Source organism: Calditerrivibrio sp., assembly GCA_026415135.1.
Lineage (GTDB): Bacteria > Chrysiogenota > Deferribacteres > Deferribacterales > Calditerrivibrionaceae > Calditerrivibrio.
Map to the genome: position 1 here is coordinate 21,242 of JAOAHS010000060.1, position 22,931 is coordinate 44,172.

Consider the following 22,931-nt stretch of genomic DNA (forward strand, 5'->3'; position numbering starts at 1 on the left):
TAGGTATACAAGTCCAGAATTCAGTGAATATTAAATATATAGATGATAGTGGTGTATTTTTGCCCATAATTGTTTATTGATCTTTTTTGTAACCTTCTATTGTTTGTATTCTGTTAAGAATTATTTTTGTCCTATTGGTTACAAACTTTTGGTTGCTTTTTGGGTGATATTTGATGGGGTTGGGTAGTATAGCTGCCAGTTGAGCGGCTTCTATTGGTGAAAGGGCAGAGGCTGGTTTTCCATAATAAAACTTTGCTGCCTCTTGTACTCCAAAAATACCATCACCAAGCTCGGCGATATTAAGATATATCTCAAGTATCCTTTTCTTGGATACCACTTGTTCCATTCGATAAGTGAGTATAGCCTCTTTGATCTTTCTCAAGGGGTTTTTAGTGGGAGAAAGATATATATTTTTTACCACTTGTTGGGAAATTGTGCTGGCACCATACTTAAATCTTCCAGATTTGAAATTCTCTTCAAAAGCGTTTTGTATTGCTTCAAAATCAAAACCATCATGTTGCCAAAATTTTGAATCTTCAGAAACTATAACAGCTAATCTCATAGGTCTTGAAATTTGATTAAGTGGAACCCACGTGTGTTTAATTGTCTTTTTAATCCCCTTGTTCTCCCATTGTTTCATTCTGTATTTCATAAATGATGTGGGGATAGGGTTCTCTTTTGCTAACCTTTTTACATCGTAGAAAAAAGCAGGGACAACGTATACAAAAGAACCTAATATGAATAGTATAATAATTAACAATAATATCTTTTTGATCATTTAATCCGCTTTTAAATAACGTTTAAGAGTTGTTATTCTATTTTTGGTGGATCAATTTAATCTGGGTCATGCACTGCTTTATAAAGCTTATTAAAAGTTTTTGCAAGTAATATTTTTATGTTGATATTTCAAAGGCAACATTTGATTAAAAAATAATCACTTGAGGTGTTAGCTAAAGATAAAATCCTTGTTTTTTCATATCTATTTATTGGCATGTTTGTTGAAGATAAGTGAGTAATAACCTCAGGAGGTTTAATATGAAGATGGTAAGGGCTATAATAAAACCATTTAAGCTTGATGAAGTAAAAGATGCGCTTACTGAAATTGGGATTACAGGTATGACTGTTGTGGAAGTAAAAGGGTATGGAAGGCAGAAAGGGCATAGTGAACTGTATAGGGGTGCAGAATATCAGATCGAGTTTATTCCTAAGGTCATGATCGATCTCGTGGTGTCTGATGAATTGGTGGAAAGTGTAATTGAGACGATCTCTAAATCAGCCAGAACAGGAAAGATTGGTGATGGCAAAATATTTGTAATCCCTGTGGAAAAGGCTGTAAGGATTAGGACAGGTGAATTAAATGAAAATAGTCTATAGGAGGATAAAATGAAAAAGATATTTTTTGTTTTAATGCTTTTAGCTTCATCTGCAGTGGGTTTTGCCAGTGATAAACCTACTCTTAATGCGGCAGATACAGCGTGGGTTATAACAGCTACTGCCCTTGTGATGCTTATGACACCTGCTGGGCTGGCTCTCTTTTATGGTGGGATGACAAGAAGTAAAAATATCCTAAATACCATAGGTATGAGTTTTATGGGTTATGCGGTAGCATCGGTTTTGTGGGTGGTAGTTCTCTTTAGTTTAGCATTTGGTCCTGATGTGGGTGGTATAATAGGTAGTCTGGATCATGTCTTTCTAAATAATATAAAGATTAGTGATTTGCAGGGTACAATACCAAAAATTCTTTTTGTTGTCTTTCAGATGACTTTTGCTGGTATTACGTTGGCTCTCGTGAGTGGTTCTATTGTGGAGAGGGTAAAGTTTGGTTTTTGGATGGTTTTTAGTGTGTTATGGTTAATACTGGTGTATGCTCCAATTGCCCATTGGGTATGGGGTGGAGGCTTTATCGGTGCTATGGGTGCCCTTGATTTTGCTGGTGGGACAGTAGTGCATATAAATGCTGGTGTTAGCGGGTTGGTTTTAGCACTTCTTGCTGGAAAAAGAAGGGACTATGGTAAAACAGCCATAATTCCATCTTCAATAGCATTAACAGTGTTAGGAGCTGCATTGTTATGGTTTGGCTGGTTTGGCTTTAATGCTGGTAGCCAGTTGGCTGCTGATGGGATTGCTGCAAATGCGTTTTTGGTCACAAATACTTCTGCTGCTATGGGGGCAATTACATGGATCATTATTGAGTGGATTGTTGCAAAGCGTCCAACAATGCTTGGCGCAGCATCTGGTGCAATAGCTGGTCTTGTTGCCATAACACCTGCAGCTGGTTTTGTATCTGCACCAGCATCAGTTTTGTTTGGTATTTTATCTGGAATAGTGGGTTTCTTTGGTGTGTTTGTGCTAAAGAGCAAGCTCAAGTATGATGACTCCCTCGATGCTTTTGGGGTGCATGGTCTTTGTGGGATGTTGGGGGCAATTCTTACGGGGGTCTTTGCAAGTCCAGAAATAAACCCTATAGGTAAGGGGCTCTTGTATGGGAATCCAGGTCAGGTTTGGGTACAGTTTGTGTCTGTAGTTGTTACTATAGTCTATTCGGCGATTTTAACTGCGGTTATCTTCTATATTACAAAGTTATTTGTGTCTGTTAGGGTGGATGATGAGGCAGAACTAAAAGGTTTAGATGAAGTTGAACACGGAGAGAGGGGATTTAATATATAATTGGGCAGGGTAACCTGCCTTTTTTTATTTATAGCTGTAATTTAATAAAAAAAACTTGACTTTGACCCTATTAAAAATTATAAAATCTATTCTTACTTGGTAGAAATTAAAGGGACGGTCCCTTGTTTATCCATAGAAAAAATCTTTAAAGGGGTAAGAAATGAAATTTAACGTATCAGATGCTGAGAATTCTCAGAAATTGCTTGAGATTGAGTTGCCTTATGAGCAATACACCAAAGAATTTGAAAAACAGCTTAATAAGATCCTTCCTTCAGTAAAATTACCGGGATTTAGGGTAGGTAAAGCTCCAAAGGAGATGGTGAGAAAGGAATTCAAACATAAACTCAGTGTACAAGCTCTTGAAGAAACCATAAATAGTGCAATATCTAAAGCTATTAAAGAATCTGGTGTTGTTCCCTTAAATATTCCAGTTGTCAAAGATGTTGTTTTTGAGGATGATAAGCCTATTACATTTAAAGTGTTTGTTGATGTTTATCCTGCTGTGGAGGTTAAAAATTATAAAGGCTTTGAATTTGAAAGGGAACTCAGGGTTGTATCTGATGAGGATGTTGATGAGGTTTTGGAGAGTTTAAGGCATCAGCATGCGGTTTTTGAGGTGGCTGACGATGGCTATGAGGTTAAAAATGGTGATAGGGTTGTAATAGATTTCGTTGGTAAAATAGATGGGGAAGAGTTTGAAGGGGGTAAAGCTAGCAATTATACGCTTGATATAGGTAGTAAAAAGTTCATCGAGGGTTTTGAAGAGGGTATAATAGGGATGAAGAAGGGGGAGACAAAAGATATAAAGGTGGTTTTCCCGAAAGATTATAGTGAAAATCTTGCTGGGAAGGAAGCTGTTTTTACTGTGACTGTCCATGAAATAAAGCTTAAAAAACTACCAGAATTAAACGATGAATTTGCTACTACTGTGGATCCTAACATAGAAAATTTGGAGAAGTTGAAAGAGAGTATTAAAAAGGAGATCGTTGATGAAACTGAGCTCATAAATAAGGAACAGTTTTATGACAAACTTATTCAGAAGCTCGTAGAGGAAAACCCATTTGACCTACCCCAATCCATGATAGATGAGCAAAGTAGAAACTTAGCAGATAGAGCAATAAAAAACTATTGTAGGATGTATGGCTTAGACCCGAAAAAAGTGGATATCGATCCGGATAAGATCAAGGATAATTATAGAGATCAAGCTATTCTGCAGACAAAGGGTGCAATTTTACTAAATGCTATTGCCGATAAGGAGAATATAGTTGTGACTGATGAGGATGTTGATGCTAAAATAAAAGAATATGCTGAGACCCTTAAAATGAGTTTTAATGATTACAAAGATCTTGTTATAAAAAATGGAACGATTAACACAATAAAAAACAACGTTCTTGTGGATAAAATTTATGATTTTCTATGCTCTGTGAATAATGTTAAGGATACATACGTAACATTAAAAGAGGTAAGAGAAAGGGAAAAAGTAAGTTAGGGGTGGACAGATGAGTTTTTTTGTCCCATATGTCATAGAACAGACTGGAAGAGGAGAAAGGGTATACGACATATACTCAAGACTCCTTAAAGATAGGATCATTTTTTTGGGCACAGCTATAGATGATTATGTGGCTAACATTGTTGTTGCTCAAATGTTGTTTTTAGAAGCAGAAGACCCAAAAAAGGATATATATTTATACATTAATAGTCCAGGTGGTGTGATCACAAGTGGCCTTGCTATTTACGATACCATGAACTATATAAAACCAGATGTATCAACAATCTGCATCGGACAGGCTGCCAGTATGGGAGCAGTATTGCTTGCATGTGGTGCAAAAGGGAAAAGGTTTGCTTTGCCAAATACACGAATTATGATACATCAGCCTCTGGGTGGGTTTCAGGGGCAAGCTAAGGATATTGAGATACAGGCAAAAGAGATATTAAGACTCAAAGCCAGAATCAATGAGATCCTTGCAGAGAGAACCCAAAAAACGATTGAACAGATTGACGCTGATTGTGATAGGGACTTTTTTATGAGTGCTGAAGAAGCAAAAGCCTATGGTTTGATAGATGAGGTTATTACGAAAAAATCTTGAATATAATAATTACAGTTTTATATTAATTGCAATGAACTTTTGAGGTAATTTATGAAGAAGAAAAAAGATGGGATGTACTGTTCATTTTGTGGCAGGCACCAGGAAGAGGTTAATAAACTTATTGCAGGTGTAGATGTTTTCATATGTGATGAGTGTGTTAGGATATGTGATGATATATTAAAAGAGGAAGCTGTATCCAACAAAGATGCTATCAATACTCAAAATCTTCCTACTCCTGATAAGATTAAAGAGGTGTTAGACCAATACGTAATAGGGCAGGATGCTGCCAAGAAGACTTTGAGTGTTGCAGTATATAACCACTACAAAAGAATCTTTTTCAAATCGAATAATGACATAGAAATTGAAAAATCTAATATCCTCCTTATCGGTGCTACTGGTACAGGTAAGACCTTATTAGCAAGGACATTGGCTAAAACGCTGAATGTTCCTTTTGCCATCTCAGATGCGACCACACTCACTGAAGCTGGTTATGTTGGTGAAGATGTGGAACATGTTATTTTGAGGCTGTTGCAAGCAGCAGATTTTGATGTAGAAAAAGCTCAGAAAGGGATTGTTTTCCTTGATGAGATAGATAAAATATCCAGGAAGTCTGAAAATGTTTCCATTACAAGGGATGTCAGTGGAGAGGGTGTCCAACAAGCCCTTTTAAAGATTGTTGAAGGTACTATTGCAAACGTTCCACCACAAGGGGGAAGAAAACATCCTAATCAGGAGTTTATTCAAGTGGATACTACGAATATACTTTTTATCTGCGGGGGTGCTTTTGAGGGGCTAACTGAGGTGATAAAACATAGAATAGGGAAAAAAGCTGTTGGTTTTAAAAGTAGTGAGGAGTTAAAATCTGTAAATGAGATGAGTAAATCGGATATCCTCAAGCATGTCCAGCCCGATGATCTCATCAAATATGGCCTTATTCCAGAGCTTGTAGGTAGGCTTCCTGTAGTTGCTGTATTGGATGATCTTGATGAGGATGCCCTTATAAAAATCCTTGTAGAACCTAAAAACTCTATTGTGAAACAGTACAAGGAGCTATTTAAAATGGATAATGTGGAACTTACGTTTACAGATGGTGCGCTAAGAAGTATTGTGAAAAAGGCGATAGAGCGTAAGACAGGTGCCAGAGGGTTAAGGGCTATAATAGAGGAGATCATGACTGATATAATGTTCAAGGTACCTTCTATGAAGGATCTGGTGGAGTGTGTGATAACTGAAGAGACAGTCCTAAACAAAACAGAGCCCCTTTATATATATAAGAAAGAGAAAGAGAGGAGTAAAGAGATTGCCTGAGAAAACTATGTATAGGCAATACCCTCTTATCCCTATTAGGGATGCTGTCCTATTACCTTTTACCATAAATGCGGTATTTATAGGTAGAGAAAAGTCTATAAATGCTATCAGGATAGCTGAAGCCTCTTCGAAGCTTGTTTTCGTTACGTTGCAAAAGTCGTCTGAAATAGAAAATCCCAATCTAACAGATATTTATGATATAGGGGTAGTTGCCAGGATATTGCAATCTTTGAAACTACAGGATGGTTCGTATAAGGTCCTTTTTGAAGGTATTAGAAGGGGTAAGATTGTAAATTTCATCAATACAAATGAGTCAATTTTTGCTGAGGTGCTGGAAACGGAGGAATTTTTTGAACAGACCCCCTTCTTTGAATATCTTAAAACAACACTTTTTGAGACATTTCGAAGATTTGTAAGGACAACCGGTAAGCTTACTAATGATATGTTAAATGCGATAATGGATCTTGATGATATCGTAAAACAGGTTTACACGATAACTATACATAGCATTACAAAACTTGAAGATATACAAAGTGTTTTAGAGATAGATGATCTTGATGGCAAGATAGAAAAGCTCATTGAACTTTTGGAGATTGAGATAGAGCTTTTTAAACTCGATGAAAAGATAAAAAACAAGGTGAAGTCTCAGATTTTGAAGAATCAAAAGGAATACTATCTCAACGAGCAGTTAAAAATTATAAACAAAGAGCTCGGTAGAGAAGATGATTTAAAAGCTGAGTTTGATGAACTGGAATCAAAGATTAAAGCTTCAAAGATGCCTGAAAATACTCGGGAAAAGGCATTGAAAGAGCTCAAAAAATTAAGACTAATGCCACCTATGGGGGCAGAAAGTACAGTGTCTCGTAACTATCTTGATTGGTTGCTAAGTATACCATGGGGAGAATATACGGAAGATAAAGCTGATATAAGTGAAGCTGAGTCTATACTGGATCGAGACCATTATGGGCTTGAAAAGGTAAAAGAGAGGATTCTGGAGTATTTGGCAGTTAAACAGGTGGCAAATGATCTTAAAGGTCCTATAATCTGTTTTGTGGGTCCTCCGGGTGTAGGTAAAACATCTCTTGCAAAATCTATTTCGGAGTCTTTGGGAAGACGATTTATTAGAATGAGTCTCGGTGGCTTAAGGGATGAAGCTGAGATCAGGGGACATAGGAGAACTTATGTTGGTGCTCTGCCGGGTAAGATTGTGCAGGGGATAAAAAAAGCTGGGACGATGAACCCTGTTTTCTTGTTGGATGAGATTGATAAATTAAGTAGTGATTTCAGAGGAGACCCTGCTTCAGCGCTTTTAGAAGCCCTCGATCCAGAACAGAACATCGGTTTTGTAGATCACTATCTTGAGGTGGAACTCGATCTGTCAAAAGTTTTTTTTATCACAACAGCTAACAGATTAGATACCATACCTCATCCTCTAAGAGATAGGATGGAGGTTATAAATATTAGTGGTTACACCGAGTTGGAAAAGCTAAATATTGCTAAAAACTTCATAATCCCAAAACAGCTAAAGTTATATAATATTCAAGGTAAAATTGAGTTTACGGAGAAGGGGATACTTGATGTGATAAGATACTATACAAGGGAGGCTGGTGTAAGGAACCTTGAAAGAGAGATAGCATCTCTTGTTAGGAAAGGGGTAAGGGATATACTTAAGAATGGTTTGAATTCAGTCATAATCACCCAGAAAAAAGTGGAAAAGTATTTGGGTGTAAAAAAATTTACTTATGATATCGCGAAGCTCAAAAAAGAGGTAGGTGTTTCTACGGGGCTTGCCTGGACACCGTATGGTGGTGATCTATTACAGATAGAAGTGGCTTTGATGCCGGGCAACGGGAAGCTGACAGTTACTGGGCATCTGGGTGATGTTATGAAGGAATCAGTAAACATTGCCCTAAGCGTGGTAAAAAGTAAATCTGATAAATACAAGATCCCCTCTTATAAATTCAAAGATTACGATATCCATGTTCATGTTCCTGAAGGAGCAGTCCCAAAAGATGGGCCTTCGGCAGGTATAACGATAACTATAGCATTATTATCTATCTTCTCTGGTTTACCTGTGGATAACAGTTTTGCTATGACTGGTGAAATTATTTTAAGGGGTAAGGTGTTAGCTGTGGGGGGAATCAAAGAGAAGGTTTTGGCTGCTGTTAGATCTGGGATTACAAAAATTATTTTACCAATAGAGAACAAAAAAGACTTGACAGAGATTCCAAAAGAGGTTAAAAATAAAATTCAGGTCTATTTTGTAGAAGATATTGATGAAGTAGCAGAATTGACCTTAGTAAAAATATAAAAAATGGGGTGAGTTAAATTGGCTATTAATGCTGTAGTAAAAGTTGATGGTGACAATGTGGATCAAGCTCTCAAGCTCCTTAAGAAAAAGGTAGAAAGAGAGGGGCTTGTTAGAGAGATCAAAAAGCATGCTTACTACGAGAAGCCTACAGAGGTAAAGCGAAGAAAAATTCTTAAGGCCCGTAGGAAACAGCAAAAGCTTGTACGTAAGCTACAGGAAAAGTATAAGTATTTATAATATGTAAGCCGCCATTGGCGGCTTTTTTTATACTTTCTTTATCGGAAGCAGGATCTTGAATGTTGTTCCTTTATTTTCCTCTGATTCTACAAGGATCTTGCCTGCATGTTTTTCTACTATGAGTTTGACCATGTAAAGTCCTAAACCGCTCCCCTTAGGTTTTGTGGTATAAAGGGGTTGGAATATTATATCTAATTTATCCTTTGGAATACCACATCCATTATCAGAGACTTCTATGATGGCAAAAGCCCTATTTTCTATTATGATCTTATGCATTTCTACTTTTATAATACCTTTATCTTTGATCGCCTGAATGGCGTTTATGATGATGTTTTCAAACATCTCCACAATCAGATCGGGATCGCATTCAACTTTTTCGGTAAGGTAATCAGTCAGTAAAACCTCTATATTTTTGCCAAAGGTGTGGGTGGAAAGGGTATGCTTTATTAAGTTGGAAAGATCAACTGACTGATATTTTAATTCTAATCCTTTTGTAAAAGACTGTAGCTGTTTGACTAAGTTTGTGGCTCTTTTAAATACAGTAAACGTCTTGTCTATTGTCTCTGAGATAACTGGATCATTGTTTAGTTCTTTTATTACTAACAGGTAGTTATTCATGCCTGATAACAGATTGTTAAAATCGTGTGCCAAACCTGAAACCAATATCTCCATATTTTTTTCTGCTTTTAATTGTTCAATCTCTTTTGTAAGATTTATCGTATCCGTAAGGTCTTTGCCCTCTACTATGATATATTTGATGTCATTGTTCAAAAGTATTGGGGTAAAAGAAAAATAGTAGATCCTTTCGGTGCTACCTTCCATTTTTATGTTTATATTTGTGGTGATCTTCTGTTTTTCCTGAAGAACTTCTTCCAACTTTGAGTCTATTTTTTTTACGAGCTCTTCGCTGGCAGAGAAGAGAGGATAATTTGTTAGATGGAGACCTTTTAATTTATTTTTTTCTGCATTCATTGTTTCTATTGTTAGTTTGTTGGCTTCTAAAGTATGACCAGTTTTGTCGAGGAGAACGATTATATGGTTTGCATTATCGAAAATACTAATAAATTTTATTTTTTCTATCTCTAACTCGTTTGTTCTTTTTAAGACTGCCTGTTTTAGAAAGTAATTGATAACGAAGAGTAAAAATAAACCTATACTCAAAAGGATTATGACATAAATAAATGGAACGTAATTGAATTTTTTTAACTGGTATATTCCAAACCATTTTTCTCTGAGTTCTTCCATTTCGGCTTTTGTTATCTTTTTCATACCGTTTTCCACTAAGGCTAAGACTGATTCGTTACTTTTAAGAGATGCCCTGTGGAGATGATTGGTGAAAATAGGTTCTGGGAGAATCTTGAATTCCTTTTGTAGTCCATATCTGTGAAGCAAATAGAAGCCTGTATTTATACCAATGGCAAAAGCAGAAATATCATGGTTTTTAGCTGCGATCAATATATCCTCATCTGAAGGGAATTCATTTATATTCCTGAAATTTAGAGATTTTAACACGTTTACAGTTGCACCACCTTTTTTGGTAGCTATCTGGAAAGATTTTAAGTCGTGGACATTGGAGATACCAGTTATATTTTTGTGATAAAAGATATGGGTATCGACCTTTTCATAAGGAGAAGAAAAGGAGTAGATCTTTTCCCTTTCAGGGTTTTTAAAAAGGGTATCTATGATATCGTATTTACCTTCTTTCATCTCTTGTTGGGCGATGTTCCATTCTTTTGCATATATTTTTACTCTGATGCCAGTTTTGGATTCAAACTTTTTCCAAAGATCAATACTAAAACCTGTGAGCTCCCCCTTTTCATTTATGAAGGAATAAGGGGGATAATTGTTGTCAATTACTATTTTGAGTTCATCTTTTGCTGTGAGTACCTTGCTAGTGAGGGAGAATATAAAAATGCAAACAAGAAGAATAATCTTAATGAAAAAGATTTTTGTCAATTTTCTACTCAAACCAGTTTTTTTACTAAAAAAATCTACAATGATAATAGTAACTCCCAAATTGTGTATGTATAGAAAGTATAATTGGGATTAACAGCTTTGTCAAATGGTTTATCTAAAATTTTACAAGTTTTACATTTTTCTGAGATTTTTAAAGAAGTTTTGCATCAGTGATCTTATCTTATCTTCAAAGATCCCATATTCGTATTCAACGGAATGATTTAAAGTTTCTATATCAAAAATCTTTGCATTGGAGATTACGCCACCAAATTTGGGCTCAAGTATACCAAAAACGACCCTTTTAATTCTAAAGTGTAAAATAGCCCCAGCACACATTATGCAAGGTTCTAATGTAGAATAAAGGGTACATTCGTTTAGTCTCCAATCACCAAGCTTTTTGGCAGCTCTTTTTAGAGCTATTATTTCTGCATGATCGAGGGAATTTTTGGTCACCCGTTTTTTGTTGTAGCCTGTGGAAAGTATTGTGTTCCCATGTACAACGATTGCTCCAACCGGTACATCGTTGTACTTTAGAGCTCTTTTTGCCACCTCTATGGTTTTAGCCATGAAAATATTATCTAAGTCGGTCATTGTCCAGAGGTATCTATTAAGATCTTTACATATCCTGTGAATATGATTGCTGCGGTTTCCGATTTTAAGACACCTTTTATGGGTGATATCTTTTTAAAACCTTTGTTTTGCAATGTTTCGAGTTCTACATCTTCAAATCCACCTTCAGGTCCTATTAACAAGCCAACTGATTTTGTGGTTAGATCGATTTTTTCTTTTGATGAACATCTTTCATAGAGAACAAAGTTTTCTTGCGTTTTGGGGGTTATATCTGATAGATCTACAGCATCTTCAACAACTGGTAAAAAGTTGTGTTCCGCTTGCAAAAAGCCTTTGTAGAGTAATTTTTTCATCCGTTCAGAGGTGCTTGTGTTTATACCTTGAAAGCTTCTTTTAGTGATTACCGGGATCAATTTTGTAATCCCTATTTCCCCAAGCTTTTCTATAGCTGAATCGAGGTACTCCCGCTGAATGATACTTAAGTAGACATCCAACTCATAATTCGGTTTATCGTGGGGTTGTTTACTGTTTAGGGTGAATATACCAGACTTTTTCATTCCAAAATAGAACTGGTACTCTCCAACTTCTTTGTCATTGATGAATATAAATTTGTCTCCAATCTTTGTTCGTAAAACATTTTTGATCTGATGGTACAGATCATCTTCGATCTCTATCTCTTCTTTGAGCTCATTTTGGATGTAGAATCTTTTTAGTTTTTCAAACATTTAGTCAACCTCACAGCAGTCCATCCATTCTTATTTGATATTTTTTCAATACTGTAATTTACAAGGTTTAAATTCTCTAAAAAAGATTTTAGTTCATCTGTTAAAATACCTGATAAAATGATGATGTTTGGATCCAACCTCAGGATATCACCTCTTATTTTTAACAGCACTGAGCTTATAATGTTTGCTATGACTATATCCAGTTTGACATTTTTGATGGAATCTGGTGTACCTGCCCAGAATAGAATGTCAGTGGCATTATTAAGCATCATATTTTCCTTTGTGTTTTTGATTGCCAAACTATCGTTGTCAAAGGCCAAAACCTTTTTAGCTCCAGAAACCTTTGCTGTTAAAGCTAATATGCCAGTACCACATCCTATATCTAATACAGTCTTACCAGCACAACATTCTTCTAAAAGCTCTGCAGCTAACTGTGTTGTAGGATGATTTCCGGTACCGAAAGCAAGAGATGGATTTATCAAAATACAGCTCTGGGAATCCCTTTCATTAGCATCAAAAATATATTTTATGTTTGGTGTTAGTTGACCTGCTCTTAGGAACTCTTTCCATTTGTACTCCCAACCACTGTTTTCTATGCTGTTTATGGAGTAGTTTTCAATAAATGGGGTAATGTCCTGTAGGAGACTTTCTTCACAGTAAATGGTGAACGTTTTTACACTATCGAAATCATCTTCTACCATATAGATCCCAATACTTTCTAAAAACTCTTCAAGCCCTTCTTTGAAAGTATGAAATTTGATCTCTAACATATCAGGCCTTTGAAATTGTTTCTTCTTAACATATCGTAAAGAACAATAGCCACAGAATTGGATAGATTGTGGCTTCTTATTTTATCACTCATGGGTATTTTGTAAAGTTTATCCCTGTATGTTGATCTTATATGGTCTGGTAATCCAGCCGATTCATTACCAAATATCAGGATGATTTTATCGCTTTCTGGTATTTCTGGGTAGATTTTTGTACCAAACTTACTCAGAAAAGCATATTCGAACTCTTTTTCATCATAGAGTGAGGCAAATTCATTAAAGCTATCTATCTTTTTAATCCTAACATGTTCCCAGTAATCTAAGCCAGCTCTTTTAAGGTATTTGTTGGAAAGGGAAAAGCCAAGCTTACCAATTAGGATCAGTTCCACATCGGTACCGGCACATAATCTTGCAATATTACCTGTGTTTTGAGGTATTTCTGGTTCAAAGAGGGCTATTTTTATCTCCATCTAAATGTCCACCTTTTCACAGGCTCCCCAGATGGATTCGAGTTTGTAGTAGTCCCGTTCGTTTTTCCCCATTATGTGTATAAGAATACTACCAAAGTCTATACATACCCACTTGGAGATACCGTATCCTTCATCTTTGAGTTTGGTTAGTTTTTCCTGTTTGCATACCTCTTCGACGTAGTCGGCGAGGGTTTTTATATGGGTTTCGGAGTTTCCAGTGCAAATGATGAGATAATCGGCTATGGATGAAACCTCTTTTATCTTATATATTACAATATTTTCAGCCATTTTCTCTGATAATTTTTCTTTAATCTTCTTTATTACCCCTTCTAACATTCTTCCTCCTGGTAGAGCTTTTTTTCTATAATGTAGTTGTAAACTTTATCGGGTAAGTAATCTAACATCTTGTTATCTTTTATCATCTCCCTGATATCTGTGCTTGATATGGGGATTTCTTTTATTTTTGTCAATATTATTTTTTCAGACATACCAAACTGGAAATCTTCTATGTTGATCACATATTTAAGTAGTTTTGGGGGTATTTTTAAAAGCATTGATTCTATTGGATGTTCGGGTCGGTTTACAACTACAAAGTTGGATAGTTTAAAGAGCTCCTGCCAGTTTTGCCATGTCTCTATTGTTGAAAAGATATCAGTACCTACAACAAAAAAAAGCTCATTTGGTTTGTATATTTTGTTGAAATCGAGTAGAGTAAGATAAGTGTAAGATTTTTTGTCCCTTTTAACCTCTATGTCTGATATATCAAAAATGTTTTGATCCAAATCCTCAGTGGCAAGTTGTAGCATTCTTATCCTATCCGATGGTGATGCTATCGGATAATTTTTGTGGGGTGGTAGCTTGGCAGGGATAAAAAGAAATTTATCGAAGTTAAATATTTTTTGAACTTCTGTTGCTAAGTTTATATGCCCTTTATGAACAGGATTGAATGTGCCTCCAAATAGAGCTATCTTTTTCAATTTATCTTATCTGTCCCGTACCGAATATTTGATACTTTGTTGTTGTAAGGTCTTTTGCACCCATAGGACCCCTGCAATGAAGTTTTTGAGTACTTATACCTATTTCAGCTCCTAAACCAAATTCCCCTCCGTCTGTAAAGCGGGTAGATGCATTGACATATACTGCAGCTGAATCTACCATGTCTAAAAATTCCAAGGCATTGGTGTAGTTTTCTGTAACTATCGCGTCTGAATGACCTGAACCATACCTATTTATATGTTCTATTGCTTCAGCTAATGAGTCTACAACTTTAATGGAAAGCTTAAGATCAAGGTACTCTTCACTCCAATCCGATTCTGTTGCTGGCTCTACATGCCTAAAGTTTTGTGCACGTTCACAACCAACCAATTTTACGTTGTGATTGTGGTAGATTTCCACCATTTCAGATAAAAATTCATTAGCAATAGCATGGTGTACTAAAAGGGTCTCCATAGCATTACAGACACCTGGCCTACTAACCTTAGCATTGAGTGCTATATTGATTGCCATATTTTTATCTGCAAACTGATCGATATAAACGTGGCAGACACCTTTATCATGTTTTACTACTGGTATTAACGAATGCTCTGTTACGTAAGAAATCAATGCCTCACCTCCACGTGGTATGATGAGGTCAATATACTGTTTAGCTTTTAACATGGTATTCAAAATCGTTCTGTCTGGATCGATGACTAAAGTAACTATATTTTCATCGAGGTGACATTCATCTAAAGAGATCTTTATGATCTTTTCAAGGGATTTATTGGAAAAGGTGGCCTCTTTACCCCCTCTTAATATGGAGATATTGCCAGATTTTATACATAAAGAAGCGGCATCTATGGTAACATTAGGTCTTGATTCATAAATAATCCCTATCACACCAATTGGTACACGAACTTTGTTTATCTTGAGCCCATTTGGTCTTGTTATACCATACTCTACTATCCCCAGCGGATCTTCTTGTTTTACTATATCAATTACGCTTTGTATCATGGCATCTATTCTTTTGTCATTTAGAATAAGGCGATCAATGATGGAATTCTTTAAGTTATTTTTTTGGGCTTCTTCGAGGTCCTTTAGATTTTCTTTTAGGATATCTGATCTATATTTATCAAGGTTTTTAGAGATGGTTTGAAGTAGCTGATCCCTTTGGGTTGAGGTCAGTTTGATTATTTTTCTTGAGGCCTCTTTAGCTCGTTTTAAAAATTCCATCATTAACTCCATTTTTTTTGATTATGACAAGATCATCTTTGTGTATAACTTCATCGCTGATTTTATAACCTAAAAGCTCCTGAATCTTTTCTGTTTTTTGACCCTTAATCTTTTTTAAGTCTGAAGAGGTATATCTGGTTTTACCCCGCGCAATTTCCATTCCATAAATATCTGTGATCCTGACTATGTCACCAATATTAAATTTGCCGGTGATATCAAGAATACCAGAAGGCAGTAGTGATCTATTCATATCGAGGATAGCTCTGACTGCACCGCTATCGATGATGATTTCACCTTTTGGAGTTGCTGCATAGGCTATCCAGAACTTTTTTCTATCAATTGCATCTTCTATGTGGGAAAAGAAAGTACCAATTATCTCACCTTTTAAAAATCTGATAATATTTTCTGGTTTTTTCCCATTTATTATACCCACGTAGCATCCCGAATCCAAAGCCTTTTGGGCTGCCATTATCTTTGTTTTCATACCGCCAGTACCAACACCTGAAATGGAGTCCCCTGCAACATTTAAAATATCTTTGTTAAAATATTTCACTTCGTTTATAAGTGTGGCATTGGGACACTTTGACGGGTTTTTATCAAATAGTCCATCTACATCGGATAAAATAAGCAAAAGATCTGCACCAATAAGACCAGATACAAGGGCTGATAGATTATCATTGTCTCCAAAAGTATCCACATATTTTATTTCGTTTGTGGCTACAGTATCGTTTTCGTTTATAATAGGTATAACATTCAAGTCGAGCAACTTTTTTAAAGTGGAGCGGGCGTTTAAATACCTTTTTCGGTTTGCAAAGTCTTCTTTTGTTAACAGTATCTGTCCCACGTTCATATTGTATCTATTAAAGGCTTCTTCGTAATATAAGATTAGCTTTGCTTGCCCTACGGCAGCACAAGCTTGTCTATCTACTATATTTTTTGGTTTAGAATCAAAACCTAAAGTTTTAAAACCTGCAGCAATAGCACCAGAGGATACGATTACAACATCTTTTACGTCGTTTTTGATTATATGAATAGCATGAGCAAGTTCAGCGAGAAACTTTTTGTCTATTTCATCCTTTCCTGCAACGATGCTGCTACCAATTTTTATCACTAAGGTGTTTATCTTGGGCAATTTCCTCATGTTTGCTTTAATATACAAAATTCTTAAATAAATCAATAGGACAATAAAAAAACTTGATTTTTCTTTTGTAGCATGGTATATAAAAAACAAGTGGGTATTCTCCCACTTATTTTTTTGTGCAAGGCAGGAAAAGTTATGAGAGAGAAAAATAGTCATATCGTAGAAAGGGTTAAAGAATACGCTAAAAAATTAGCAGAAGAAAATAGTGTAGAAATTTTTGATGTTCAGTTTGTGAGGGAGCCGTCTGGATATGTGCTCAGGATATATCTAGATAAAGAACATTTGACCCTTGAGGATTGTGCTATTTTTAGCAAAGAGATTTCTAAATGGCTTGATACGGAAGATTTTATAGAACACAAGTATAACCTTGAAGTATCCAGCCCCGGTTTAAATAGACCTATAAGGGGCATTGAAGATTTCAAAAAGTATGTTGGTAAGAAATGTAAGATAGAGCTTTTTAAGAAAGATGAAAATGGGAGAAAAAGCTACACAGGGTATATAAAATCTGTGGCTGGTGATGTGATACAGTTGGAATATAAAAGCGATATCTTTACTGTGTGTTATAACGATATAAAGAAAGCACATCTGGAGTATGAATTTTAAAGAAAATTATAGATTTCAGGAGGAATGATGATAAAAGAGATCTTAAAAGTAGCTGATGAAATAGGGCGGGAAAAAGGTTTTAGTAGAAAGGTTATTTCTGCTGCCCTAAGGGATGCTATTTATAAAGCCCTTGTTAAGAAAATAGGGGACTACGGTGAGCCGGTAGTGGAGATAGATCTTGAAAAAAATATTTTTAATATCAAGGTGCCCAAAGAGGTTGTGGAGGATGTGGATAGTTCCTGGCATGAGATCCTTTTGGAAGATGCCATAAAGATTGATAAGGATGCTTATTTGGGTAAGGTAATTATGGTGCCTGTAACAATCGAAGAGATTGGTAGGCAGCTTGCGACTACCGTTAAAACACGACTATTTGAAAAGTTAAGGGAAGCTGAGAAGGATATCGTTTATTCAGAGTTTCAAAACAAGGTGGGTGAAATAATCACAGGCATTGTTCTTAAAACGGACAAAGATGGTGTAACTGTGTCGATAGGTAAAACAGAAGCTCTTTTACCAAAGCGGGAGATGATCCCTGGGGATTATTATTCCAGAGGTGATTATATTAGGGCTTTACTGCTGGAGATAAAGCTGGTAAAGGGGTGGCCTCAGCTTATATTGAGCAGGACGCATCCTCAATTTTTGAAAAAGCTTTTTGAGTCTGAGATACCAGAGGTGTTTGATGGAGTTGTTGAGATCAAGGGGGTTGCAAGGGAGCCAGGTGACAGGGCAAAAGTAGCTGTATACTCTACAAATAGCAACATAGATCCAGTGGGAGCCTGTATCGGTATAAAAGGGGTAAGGATCAACGCTATCAGTAATGAATTAAGGGGTGAGAAGATAGATGTTATTCTTTGGTCCCCTGATCCTGTAAAATTTGTTTGTGCCTCCATATCTCCAGCGGAAGTGATATTGACCAATATTTTTGAGGATGAATCTACCCTTGAGATTGTTGTTCCAGATGATCAGTTGTCTTTAGCAATTGGCAAAAAAGGGCAGAATGTGAAGTTGGCATCTATTCTTACAGGATGGAAGTTGGATATCCTGAGTGAAAGTGAATATAATGCCATTAGAAAACAGCGACTTTTAGAGCAGGAACAGGAGATGAAGGAGTTCTATCAGATATACAGTTTGGAGAATTTATCTATTTTGACCCCTGATATGATCTCTAAGCTCATGACAGCTGGGATTACAGATCTTGAAGTGCTTACTACCTCTTCTGTGGATCAGGTTTCTGAAGTGTTGGGTATTTCCCAAGATGAGGCTATAGAGTTAATAAATGCTGCTATTGACTACATATCTGATAAGTTAGAGGATTAAAAATCTGGTTTACAGTTTGCTTTATGTCGTGTATTATAATGGTATCTAAATTTTAGAGGTGTAGTGAATGAATCGTTTTAAAGTTTCAGAATTGGTGAAGAAAGGGATTGTGGCATACGAAGACTTAAAGGAGAGGCTTAAGAACATCGGTATAGATATTTCAGGGGAAAATGATGAGTTGGCTGAAGAGACTTTGAGTTCTGTAGGAGTGGATATTAAAAAGCTGCATCTGGACAAAAGACAGGAGTTGTTAAAACAAGCCATTGATAGACGAAAAAGACACTCGAAGGTAACAGAGGTAATCGTAAAGGATACTAAGGATACAGGTGCAGACAGTGCCAAAAGGAAGTTGACTAAAGAAGAGCTTCTGAAAAAGAAATTAGAGCTTGAAAAGAGTTTGAAAAAGGTGGATGCTGATAGGGAAAAAGCAAAAGAAGAGCAGGTAAAGATCGATACAGAAAAAGTAGCTGAAATCCCAACACAACATGAAGATATCCAAAAAGATCAAAATATATCTACACCAATAAAAGAAGAAGAGGTGATAACTGAGGTGCCAGAGGTTGTGGTTGCTAAAAGTTTTGAACTTACACCTACTGGGCAGGAAGTGCCAATAGATGCTACCAAGCAAAAAAAGGAAGAACATGGCAAAGGATTCCATAGCAAAAAACAATGGGGTGATAAAAGACAGAAAGATGGTTCTACTGGGCAAGGGGGGCAAAGGGATTATAAGGGTAGACATCATAGGGATGATGTAAGAAAACATGATGGACAAAAAGGAGCAAGACCTCCTCATCCTGGCAAATTGGTGCAAAAGGATTCAGGGCAAAGTCGTGATACAAAGGGGCAGCCAAGACCTCATGAAGATCGTCAAAAATTTCAAAAACCCCAAAAACCCCAACACTCCGAAAAAGGTAAAAAAACTGAGATAAAGGATAAAAGTACAGCATTCTCTCCTGTAACTGATGTATTGATAGAAGATAAGGAGTTGATTGTAAAGAAAAAGAAATGGGAAGAGGATGTGCCAGAAACCCCAGTTGAGGAAAAGGATATAGAGTCAAAAAAGGTAAAAGTAAAAAAATCTATATCAAAAAAAGAGAAAAACCTTAAACAGAATATACTTGAGGATTTGGAACTGCTTGAGTTAGAAAAAGAAGTAGAAGTAGAAAAACTAGCTGAAGAAGAGTTTGTAGAAGAAGTTGAAGAAAAGGTCAAAAAGGTAGCAAAAACAAAGGAAAAAGAAAAAGAAGAGTCGAAGGAGCCAAAGGTTTTTGTTAGACCTTCTAAGATAACAATTGGAGAAGCTATCTCTGTAAATGATTTGGCTGGTTTACTCGGGGTAAAAATTCCTGAGATTATAAAGAAATTGATGGGTATGGGGATGTTTGTCACTGCTAATCAATCAATTGATGCAGAGACTGTACAACTTATAGCAATGGACTATGGTGTTGAAGTAGACGTCAAAACTATTTCAGAAGAGGATCTTTTGCCTAAATACGAGTCCAAGCCTGAAAACCTAAGACCAAGGCCACCAATAGTGACAGTAATGGGGCATGTTGATCATGGTAAGACATCTTTGCTTGATGCCATTAGAAAAACAAAAGTAGCTGAAAAAGAGGCAGGTGGTATTACACAACATATTGGTGCCTATGAGGTGGATATAGATAGAGGTAAAATTGTGTTTCTGGATACACCGGGGCATGAAGCCTTTACGACATTAAGGGCAAGGGGGGCTAATGTTACCGATATAGTAATCCTTGTGGTTGCTGCAGATGATGGGGTTATGCCTCAAACGAAAGAGGCTATAGATCATGCAAGGGCAGCAGGGGTGAGAATTGTTGTGGCTATAAATAAAATAGATAAACCTAATGCAAATCCAGAAAAGGTTAAAACACAGCTTGCCGAGTATGGTATCATATCCGAAGAGTGGGGTGGTGAGTATCAATTCCAGGAGATTTCAGCTAAAAACAGGATAGGGATTGATGATCTTTTGGAAAGGGTATTGTTGGAAGCTGAAATGTTAGAGCTAAAAGGGGATTACGTAAAGCCTGCAGAGGGTATTATCATAGAATCCAGATTGGATAAACAAAAAGGTGTATCGGTATCTCTGATTGTCAAAGATGGGGTGTTGCGTGTGGGAGATACCTTCATAGCTGGTGTACACTATGGAAAGGTTAGAGCTATGTTTAACTATGCTGGTAAAAATATCAAAGAGGCTGGTCCATCGATACCTGTGGAGCTAATGGGTTTTAGTGAGGTGCCAGAACCTGGTGAGACCCTTTTAGTTGTGCCCAATGAGAAGATTGCAAAACAGATTGTGGATATCAGGCTACAAAAACAGAGGGAAAAGGATGAAGCTGCTAAAGCTAAACTGACCCTTGATGATATCTTCAATAAAATCAAAGAGGGGGAAATTAAAGATCTTAATATTATACTTAAAGCCGATGTTCAGGGTTCGTTAGAAGCGTTGAAATCATCATTGGTGAAGCTCTCTAATTCTGAAGTTAAGGTGAAGATCATTCATGATGGTGTTGGTGGAATCAATGAATCTGATGTTTTATTGGCAATGGCTTCGAAGGCAATTATTATAGGTTTTAATGTTAGACCAGATGCCAAAGCTAAGACTGTTGCTGAAAGGGAAAAGATAGATATAAGGCTTTATTCTGTCATATATCAAGCTATAGAAGAGGTGCAAAAAGCAATTGAGGGGATGTTAACCCCTGAAATCAAGGAAAATATTATTGGTAAAGTAGAGATTAGAAAGGTTTTCAGTGTTCCGAAGGTGGGTAAGGTTGCAGGTTGTTATGTTTTAGAAGGTAGGATAGTGAGAAATGCAAATGTTAGAGTTATAAGAGATAATATAGTTATTTATACTGGTAAGATCAATTCCCTTAAACGGTTTCAGGATGATGTTAGAGAGGTTGTGGCTGGCTATGAATGTGGACTTGGCATAGCTAATTATAATGATATCAAAGAGGGTGATATATTAGAAGTCTTTGAAATGGTTGAAGAGAAAAAGCTGCTAAAGGATGTAGAATAGATGGTAATTGGAACGCTTCTTTTAGAAATGGATATTCCTGCTGCAAGATCATTGAAAGATAAAAGAAGTGTTGTTAGTAGTTTTAAGGCAAAACTAAGGAGTAAGTTTAATGTATCTGTGGCTGAGGTTGGGGACAAGGAGATATGGAATAGAGCTTATATTGCTGTGGCTATTGTGGGTGAAAATGCTGGTTTTATAGATTCCCAGCTTCAGGAGGTAATAAAATTTACCGAATATTTAAAAGATGCTGTAATTGTTGATATAAAACAGGAGATTATTTGATGAAGAAAGAATCCTTTAGAGATAGAAGGGTGGGTGAACTGTTAAAGGAAGAGATTGCACGGATTGTTCAGTTTGAGGTAAAAAACCCGAATATACATGGTGTTATAATCACGGATGTTACAGTCACAAAAGATCTCAGTCTTGCTAAAGTGTATATCAGCAGTTATGATGGTACCGATGTGGAAATGCTTAAAAGTGAATTGGAGCATTCCAAAAGTTTTATCTACTCAAGATTGAAAAAGTCTATAAAAATCAAAAGAGTGCCAGATCTCACTTTTTTTATCGATAATACATTAGATTATGCTGATAGGATTGAAGGTTTGATAAAGAAGATTTCCCACCCTGAATAATGAATGGCTTTATAAATTTATACAAAGAAAAAGGGTTGTCTTCCCATTTTAATATAAAAAAACTTTCTAAAGTTCTAAATAATTGTAAAGTGGGACATACTGGCACATTGGATCCTTTGGCAGAGGGGGTTCTACCGGTTTGCATTAATGAAGCTACTAAGCTTGCCTCGTATGTTATGGCAGAGGATAAAGAGTACCAAACTAATGCTATTTTGGGTTTTAGGACTGATACTTTTGATATCACAGGTAAGATCTTGGAAAGAAGTGATGGCTATGTACCGACGATTGAAGATATAAAGGAGACTGTGAAGGGATTTGAAGGGGAAATAGAGCTTGTAATCCCATCTTATTCTGCAGTGAATATTCAAGGGAAAAGAGCCTATGAACTTGCAAGGAAGGGTTTGATAGAAAATGCTGGTTTTAAAAAGAGTTTTATATATAGCATTGAAGTAATAAAGTACGATTACCCCTTTTTACAGTTAAAACTATCAGTCGAAAAAGGAACGTATATAAGAAGTGTAATTGATCGGTTGGGTGTTAGGCTTGGAACTTTTGCCACAATGGAATCCCTTTTAAGATTGAGGAGCGGAGTTTTTGGTATATCGGAATCTTTAAAGGTTTGTGAAATTGAAGAAATGATAAAACATAATACCTATGATTTTTTAACTCCGATAAATAGAGTACTGGACTGGAGTAGAGTGATTGTGGATGACAGATATGTACAACTTGTCAAAAACGGTGTATCCCTCCATAAAAACAAATATCTTTACATACCTGAGGAAACAACAAAATGTGTTTTCATTACAAATAAAGAGGGTGTTCTTCTTGCTATTGCTGAAAAATTTAAAGATGATATCCCTTTTAGAAATATAAGGATTTTTAATGATGATAGGTTTAG

General features: G+C 36.3%; 23 protein-coding genes. 13 read left to right on the forward strand and 10 right to left on the reverse strand.

Going from position 1 to position 22,931, the window contains the following annotated elements; all coding sequences use genetic code 11:
- Window positions 1–73: 73 nt before the first annotated feature.
- The gene (gene mtgA, locus N3C60_09560) at window positions 74–778 is read right to left on the reverse strand and encodes a monofunctional biosynthetic peptidoglycan transglycosylase (protein MCX8085153.1); all 705 of its coding nucleotides are present in this window, start codon (window positions 776–778) and stop codon (window positions 74–76) included.
- 257 nt (window positions 779–1,035) lie between these two features.
- On the opposite strand from mtgA, the gene N3C60_09565 reads away from it, so the two are divergent.
- From N3C60_09565 to rpsU, 7 genes are all read left to right on the forward strand, one after another.
- A complete protein-coding gene (locus N3C60_09565) occupies window positions 1,036–1,374 on the forward strand; it encodes a P-II family nitrogen regulator (GenBank protein ID MCX8085154.1) in 339 nt (112 codons plus the stop codon).
- 9 nt (window positions 1,375–1,383) lie between these two features.
- Window positions 1,384–2,667, forward strand: coding sequence for an ammonium transporter (locus tag N3C60_09570; protein ID MCX8085155.1), 1,284 nt, complete (start codon window positions 1,384–1,386; stop codon window positions 2,665–2,667).
- A 160-nt stretch (window positions 2,668–2,827) separates the two neighbouring features.
- Window positions 2,828–4,156, forward strand: a complete 1,329-nt coding sequence (gene tig, locus N3C60_09575; GenBank protein ID MCX8085156.1) for a trigger factor — start codon at window positions 2,828–2,830, stop codon at window positions 4,154–4,156.
- 10 nt (window positions 4,157–4,166) lie between these two features.
- The gene (gene clpP, locus N3C60_09580; GenBank protein MCX8085157.1) at window positions 4,167–4,754 is read left to right on the forward strand and encodes an ATP-dependent Clp endopeptidase proteolytic subunit ClpP; all 588 of its coding nucleotides are present in this window, start codon (window positions 4,167–4,169) and stop codon (window positions 4,752–4,754) included.
- Window positions 4,755–4,805: 51 nt separating this feature from the next.
- Window positions 4,806–6,062, forward strand: a complete 1,257-nt coding sequence (clpX, locus tag N3C60_09585) for an ATP-dependent Clp protease ATP-binding subunit ClpX (protein ID MCX8085158.1) — start codon at window positions 4,806–4,808, stop codon at window positions 6,060–6,062.
- Window positions 6,055–8,373: an endopeptidase La gene (lon, locus tag N3C60_09590; GenBank protein MCX8085159.1), complete on the forward strand. Its 2,319-nt coding sequence runs from the start codon at window positions 6,055–6,057 to the stop codon at window positions 8,371–8,373. The genes clpX and lon overlap by 8 nt, the downstream gene beginning before the upstream one ends.
- An 18-nt stretch (window positions 8,374–8,391) precedes the next feature.
- Window positions 8,392–8,610: a 30S ribosomal protein S21 gene (gene rpsU, locus N3C60_09595; protein ID MCX8085160.1), complete on the forward strand. Its 219-nt coding sequence runs from the start codon at window positions 8,392–8,394 to the stop codon at window positions 8,608–8,610.
- Window positions 8,611–8,637: 27 nt separating this feature from the next.
- On the opposite strand, the gene N3C60_09600 is transcribed toward rpsU, so the two are convergent.
- The 9 genes from N3C60_09600 to proB form a co-directional block, all read right to left on the reverse strand.
- A complete protein-coding gene (locus N3C60_09600) occupies window positions 8,638–10,626 on the reverse strand; it encodes a transporter substrate-binding domain-containing protein (protein MCX8085161.1) in 1,989 nt (662 codons plus the stop codon).
- A gap of 72 nt (window positions 10,627–10,698) precedes the next feature.
- On the reverse strand, window positions 10,699–11,157 hold the full coding sequence (locus N3C60_09605; GenBank protein ID MCX8085162.1) for a nucleoside deaminase: 459 nt from the start codon (window positions 11,155–11,157) through the stop codon (window positions 10,699–10,701).
- A complete protein-coding gene (locus tag N3C60_09610; protein MCX8085163.1) occupies window positions 11,154–11,861 on the reverse strand; it encodes an RsmE family RNA methyltransferase in 708 nt (235 codons plus the stop codon). Before N3C60_09610 ends, N3C60_09605 begins: the two co-directional genes overlap by 4 nt.
- Entirely contained in the window at window positions 11,846–12,631 is a 786-nt protein-coding gene (locus N3C60_09615) for a 50S ribosomal protein L11 methyltransferase (GenBank protein MCX8085164.1), read from the reverse strand. The genes N3C60_09610 and N3C60_09615 overlap by 16 nt, the downstream gene beginning before the upstream one ends.
- Complete coding sequence (locus N3C60_09620; GenBank protein MCX8085165.1) at window positions 12,625–13,098, reverse strand: tRNA (cytidine(34)-2'-O)-methyltransferase; 474 nt, start codon at window positions 13,096–13,098, stop codon at window positions 12,625–12,627. Before N3C60_09620 ends, N3C60_09615 begins: the two co-directional genes overlap by 7 nt.
- Window positions 13,099–13,434, reverse strand: a complete 336-nt coding sequence (gene rsfS / locus N3C60_09625) for a ribosome silencing factor (GenBank protein MCX8085166.1) — start codon at window positions 13,432–13,434, stop codon at window positions 13,099–13,101.
- Window positions 13,428–14,075: a nicotinate-nucleotide adenylyltransferase gene (gene nadD, locus N3C60_09630; protein MCX8085167.1), complete on the reverse strand. Its 648-nt coding sequence runs from the start codon at window positions 14,073–14,075 to the stop codon at window positions 13,428–13,430. The genes rsfS and nadD overlap by 7 nt, the downstream gene beginning before the upstream one ends.
- 1 nt (window position 14,076) lies before the next feature.
- A complete protein-coding gene (locus N3C60_09635; protein ID MCX8085168.1) occupies window positions 14,077–15,306 on the reverse strand; it encodes a glutamate-5-semialdehyde dehydrogenase in 1,230 nt (409 codons plus the stop codon).
- Window positions 15,284–16,447, reverse strand: coding sequence for a glutamate 5-kinase (gene proB / locus N3C60_09640; protein MCX8085169.1), 1,164 nt, complete (start codon window positions 16,445–16,447; stop codon window positions 15,284–15,286). The genes N3C60_09635 and proB overlap by 23 nt, the downstream gene beginning before the upstream one ends.
- 135 nt (window positions 16,448–16,582) lie before the next feature.
- Here proB and N3C60_09645 point away from each other — a divergent pair, with 135 nt between their 5' ends.
- From N3C60_09645 to truB, 6 genes are all read left to right on the forward strand, one after another.
- The gene (locus tag N3C60_09645) at window positions 16,583–17,050 is read left to right on the forward strand and encodes a ribosome maturation factor RimP (protein MCX8085170.1); all 468 of its coding nucleotides are present in this window, start codon (window positions 16,583–16,585) and stop codon (window positions 17,048–17,050) included.
- Window positions 17,051–17,077: 27 nt separating this feature from the next.
- Complete coding sequence (nusA, locus tag N3C60_09650) at window positions 17,078–18,364, forward strand: transcription termination factor NusA (GenBank protein ID MCX8085171.1); 1,287 nt, start codon at window positions 17,078–17,080, stop codon at window positions 18,362–18,364.
- A 67-nt stretch (window positions 18,365–18,431) separates the two neighbouring features.
- Window positions 18,432–21,401, forward strand: coding sequence for a translation initiation factor IF-2 (infB, locus tag N3C60_09655; protein MCX8085172.1), 2,970 nt, complete (start codon window positions 18,432–18,434; stop codon window positions 21,399–21,401).
- Window positions 21,402–21,683, forward strand: coding sequence for a DUF503 domain-containing protein (locus tag N3C60_09660; GenBank protein MCX8085173.1), 282 nt, complete (start codon window positions 21,402–21,404; stop codon window positions 21,681–21,683). It abuts the gene before it with no gap.
- Window positions 21,683–22,033, forward strand: coding sequence for a 30S ribosome-binding factor RbfA (rbfA, locus tag N3C60_09665; GenBank protein MCX8085174.1), 351 nt, complete (start codon window positions 21,683–21,685; stop codon window positions 22,031–22,033). The genes N3C60_09660 and rbfA overlap by 1 nt, the downstream gene beginning before the upstream one ends.
- Window positions 22,033–22,931: tRNA pseudouridine(55) synthase TruB (truB, locus tag N3C60_09670; protein ID MCX8085175.1), on the forward strand; the 899-nt coding region annotated here is incomplete at its 3' end. The genes rbfA and truB, both read left to right, overlap by 1 nt.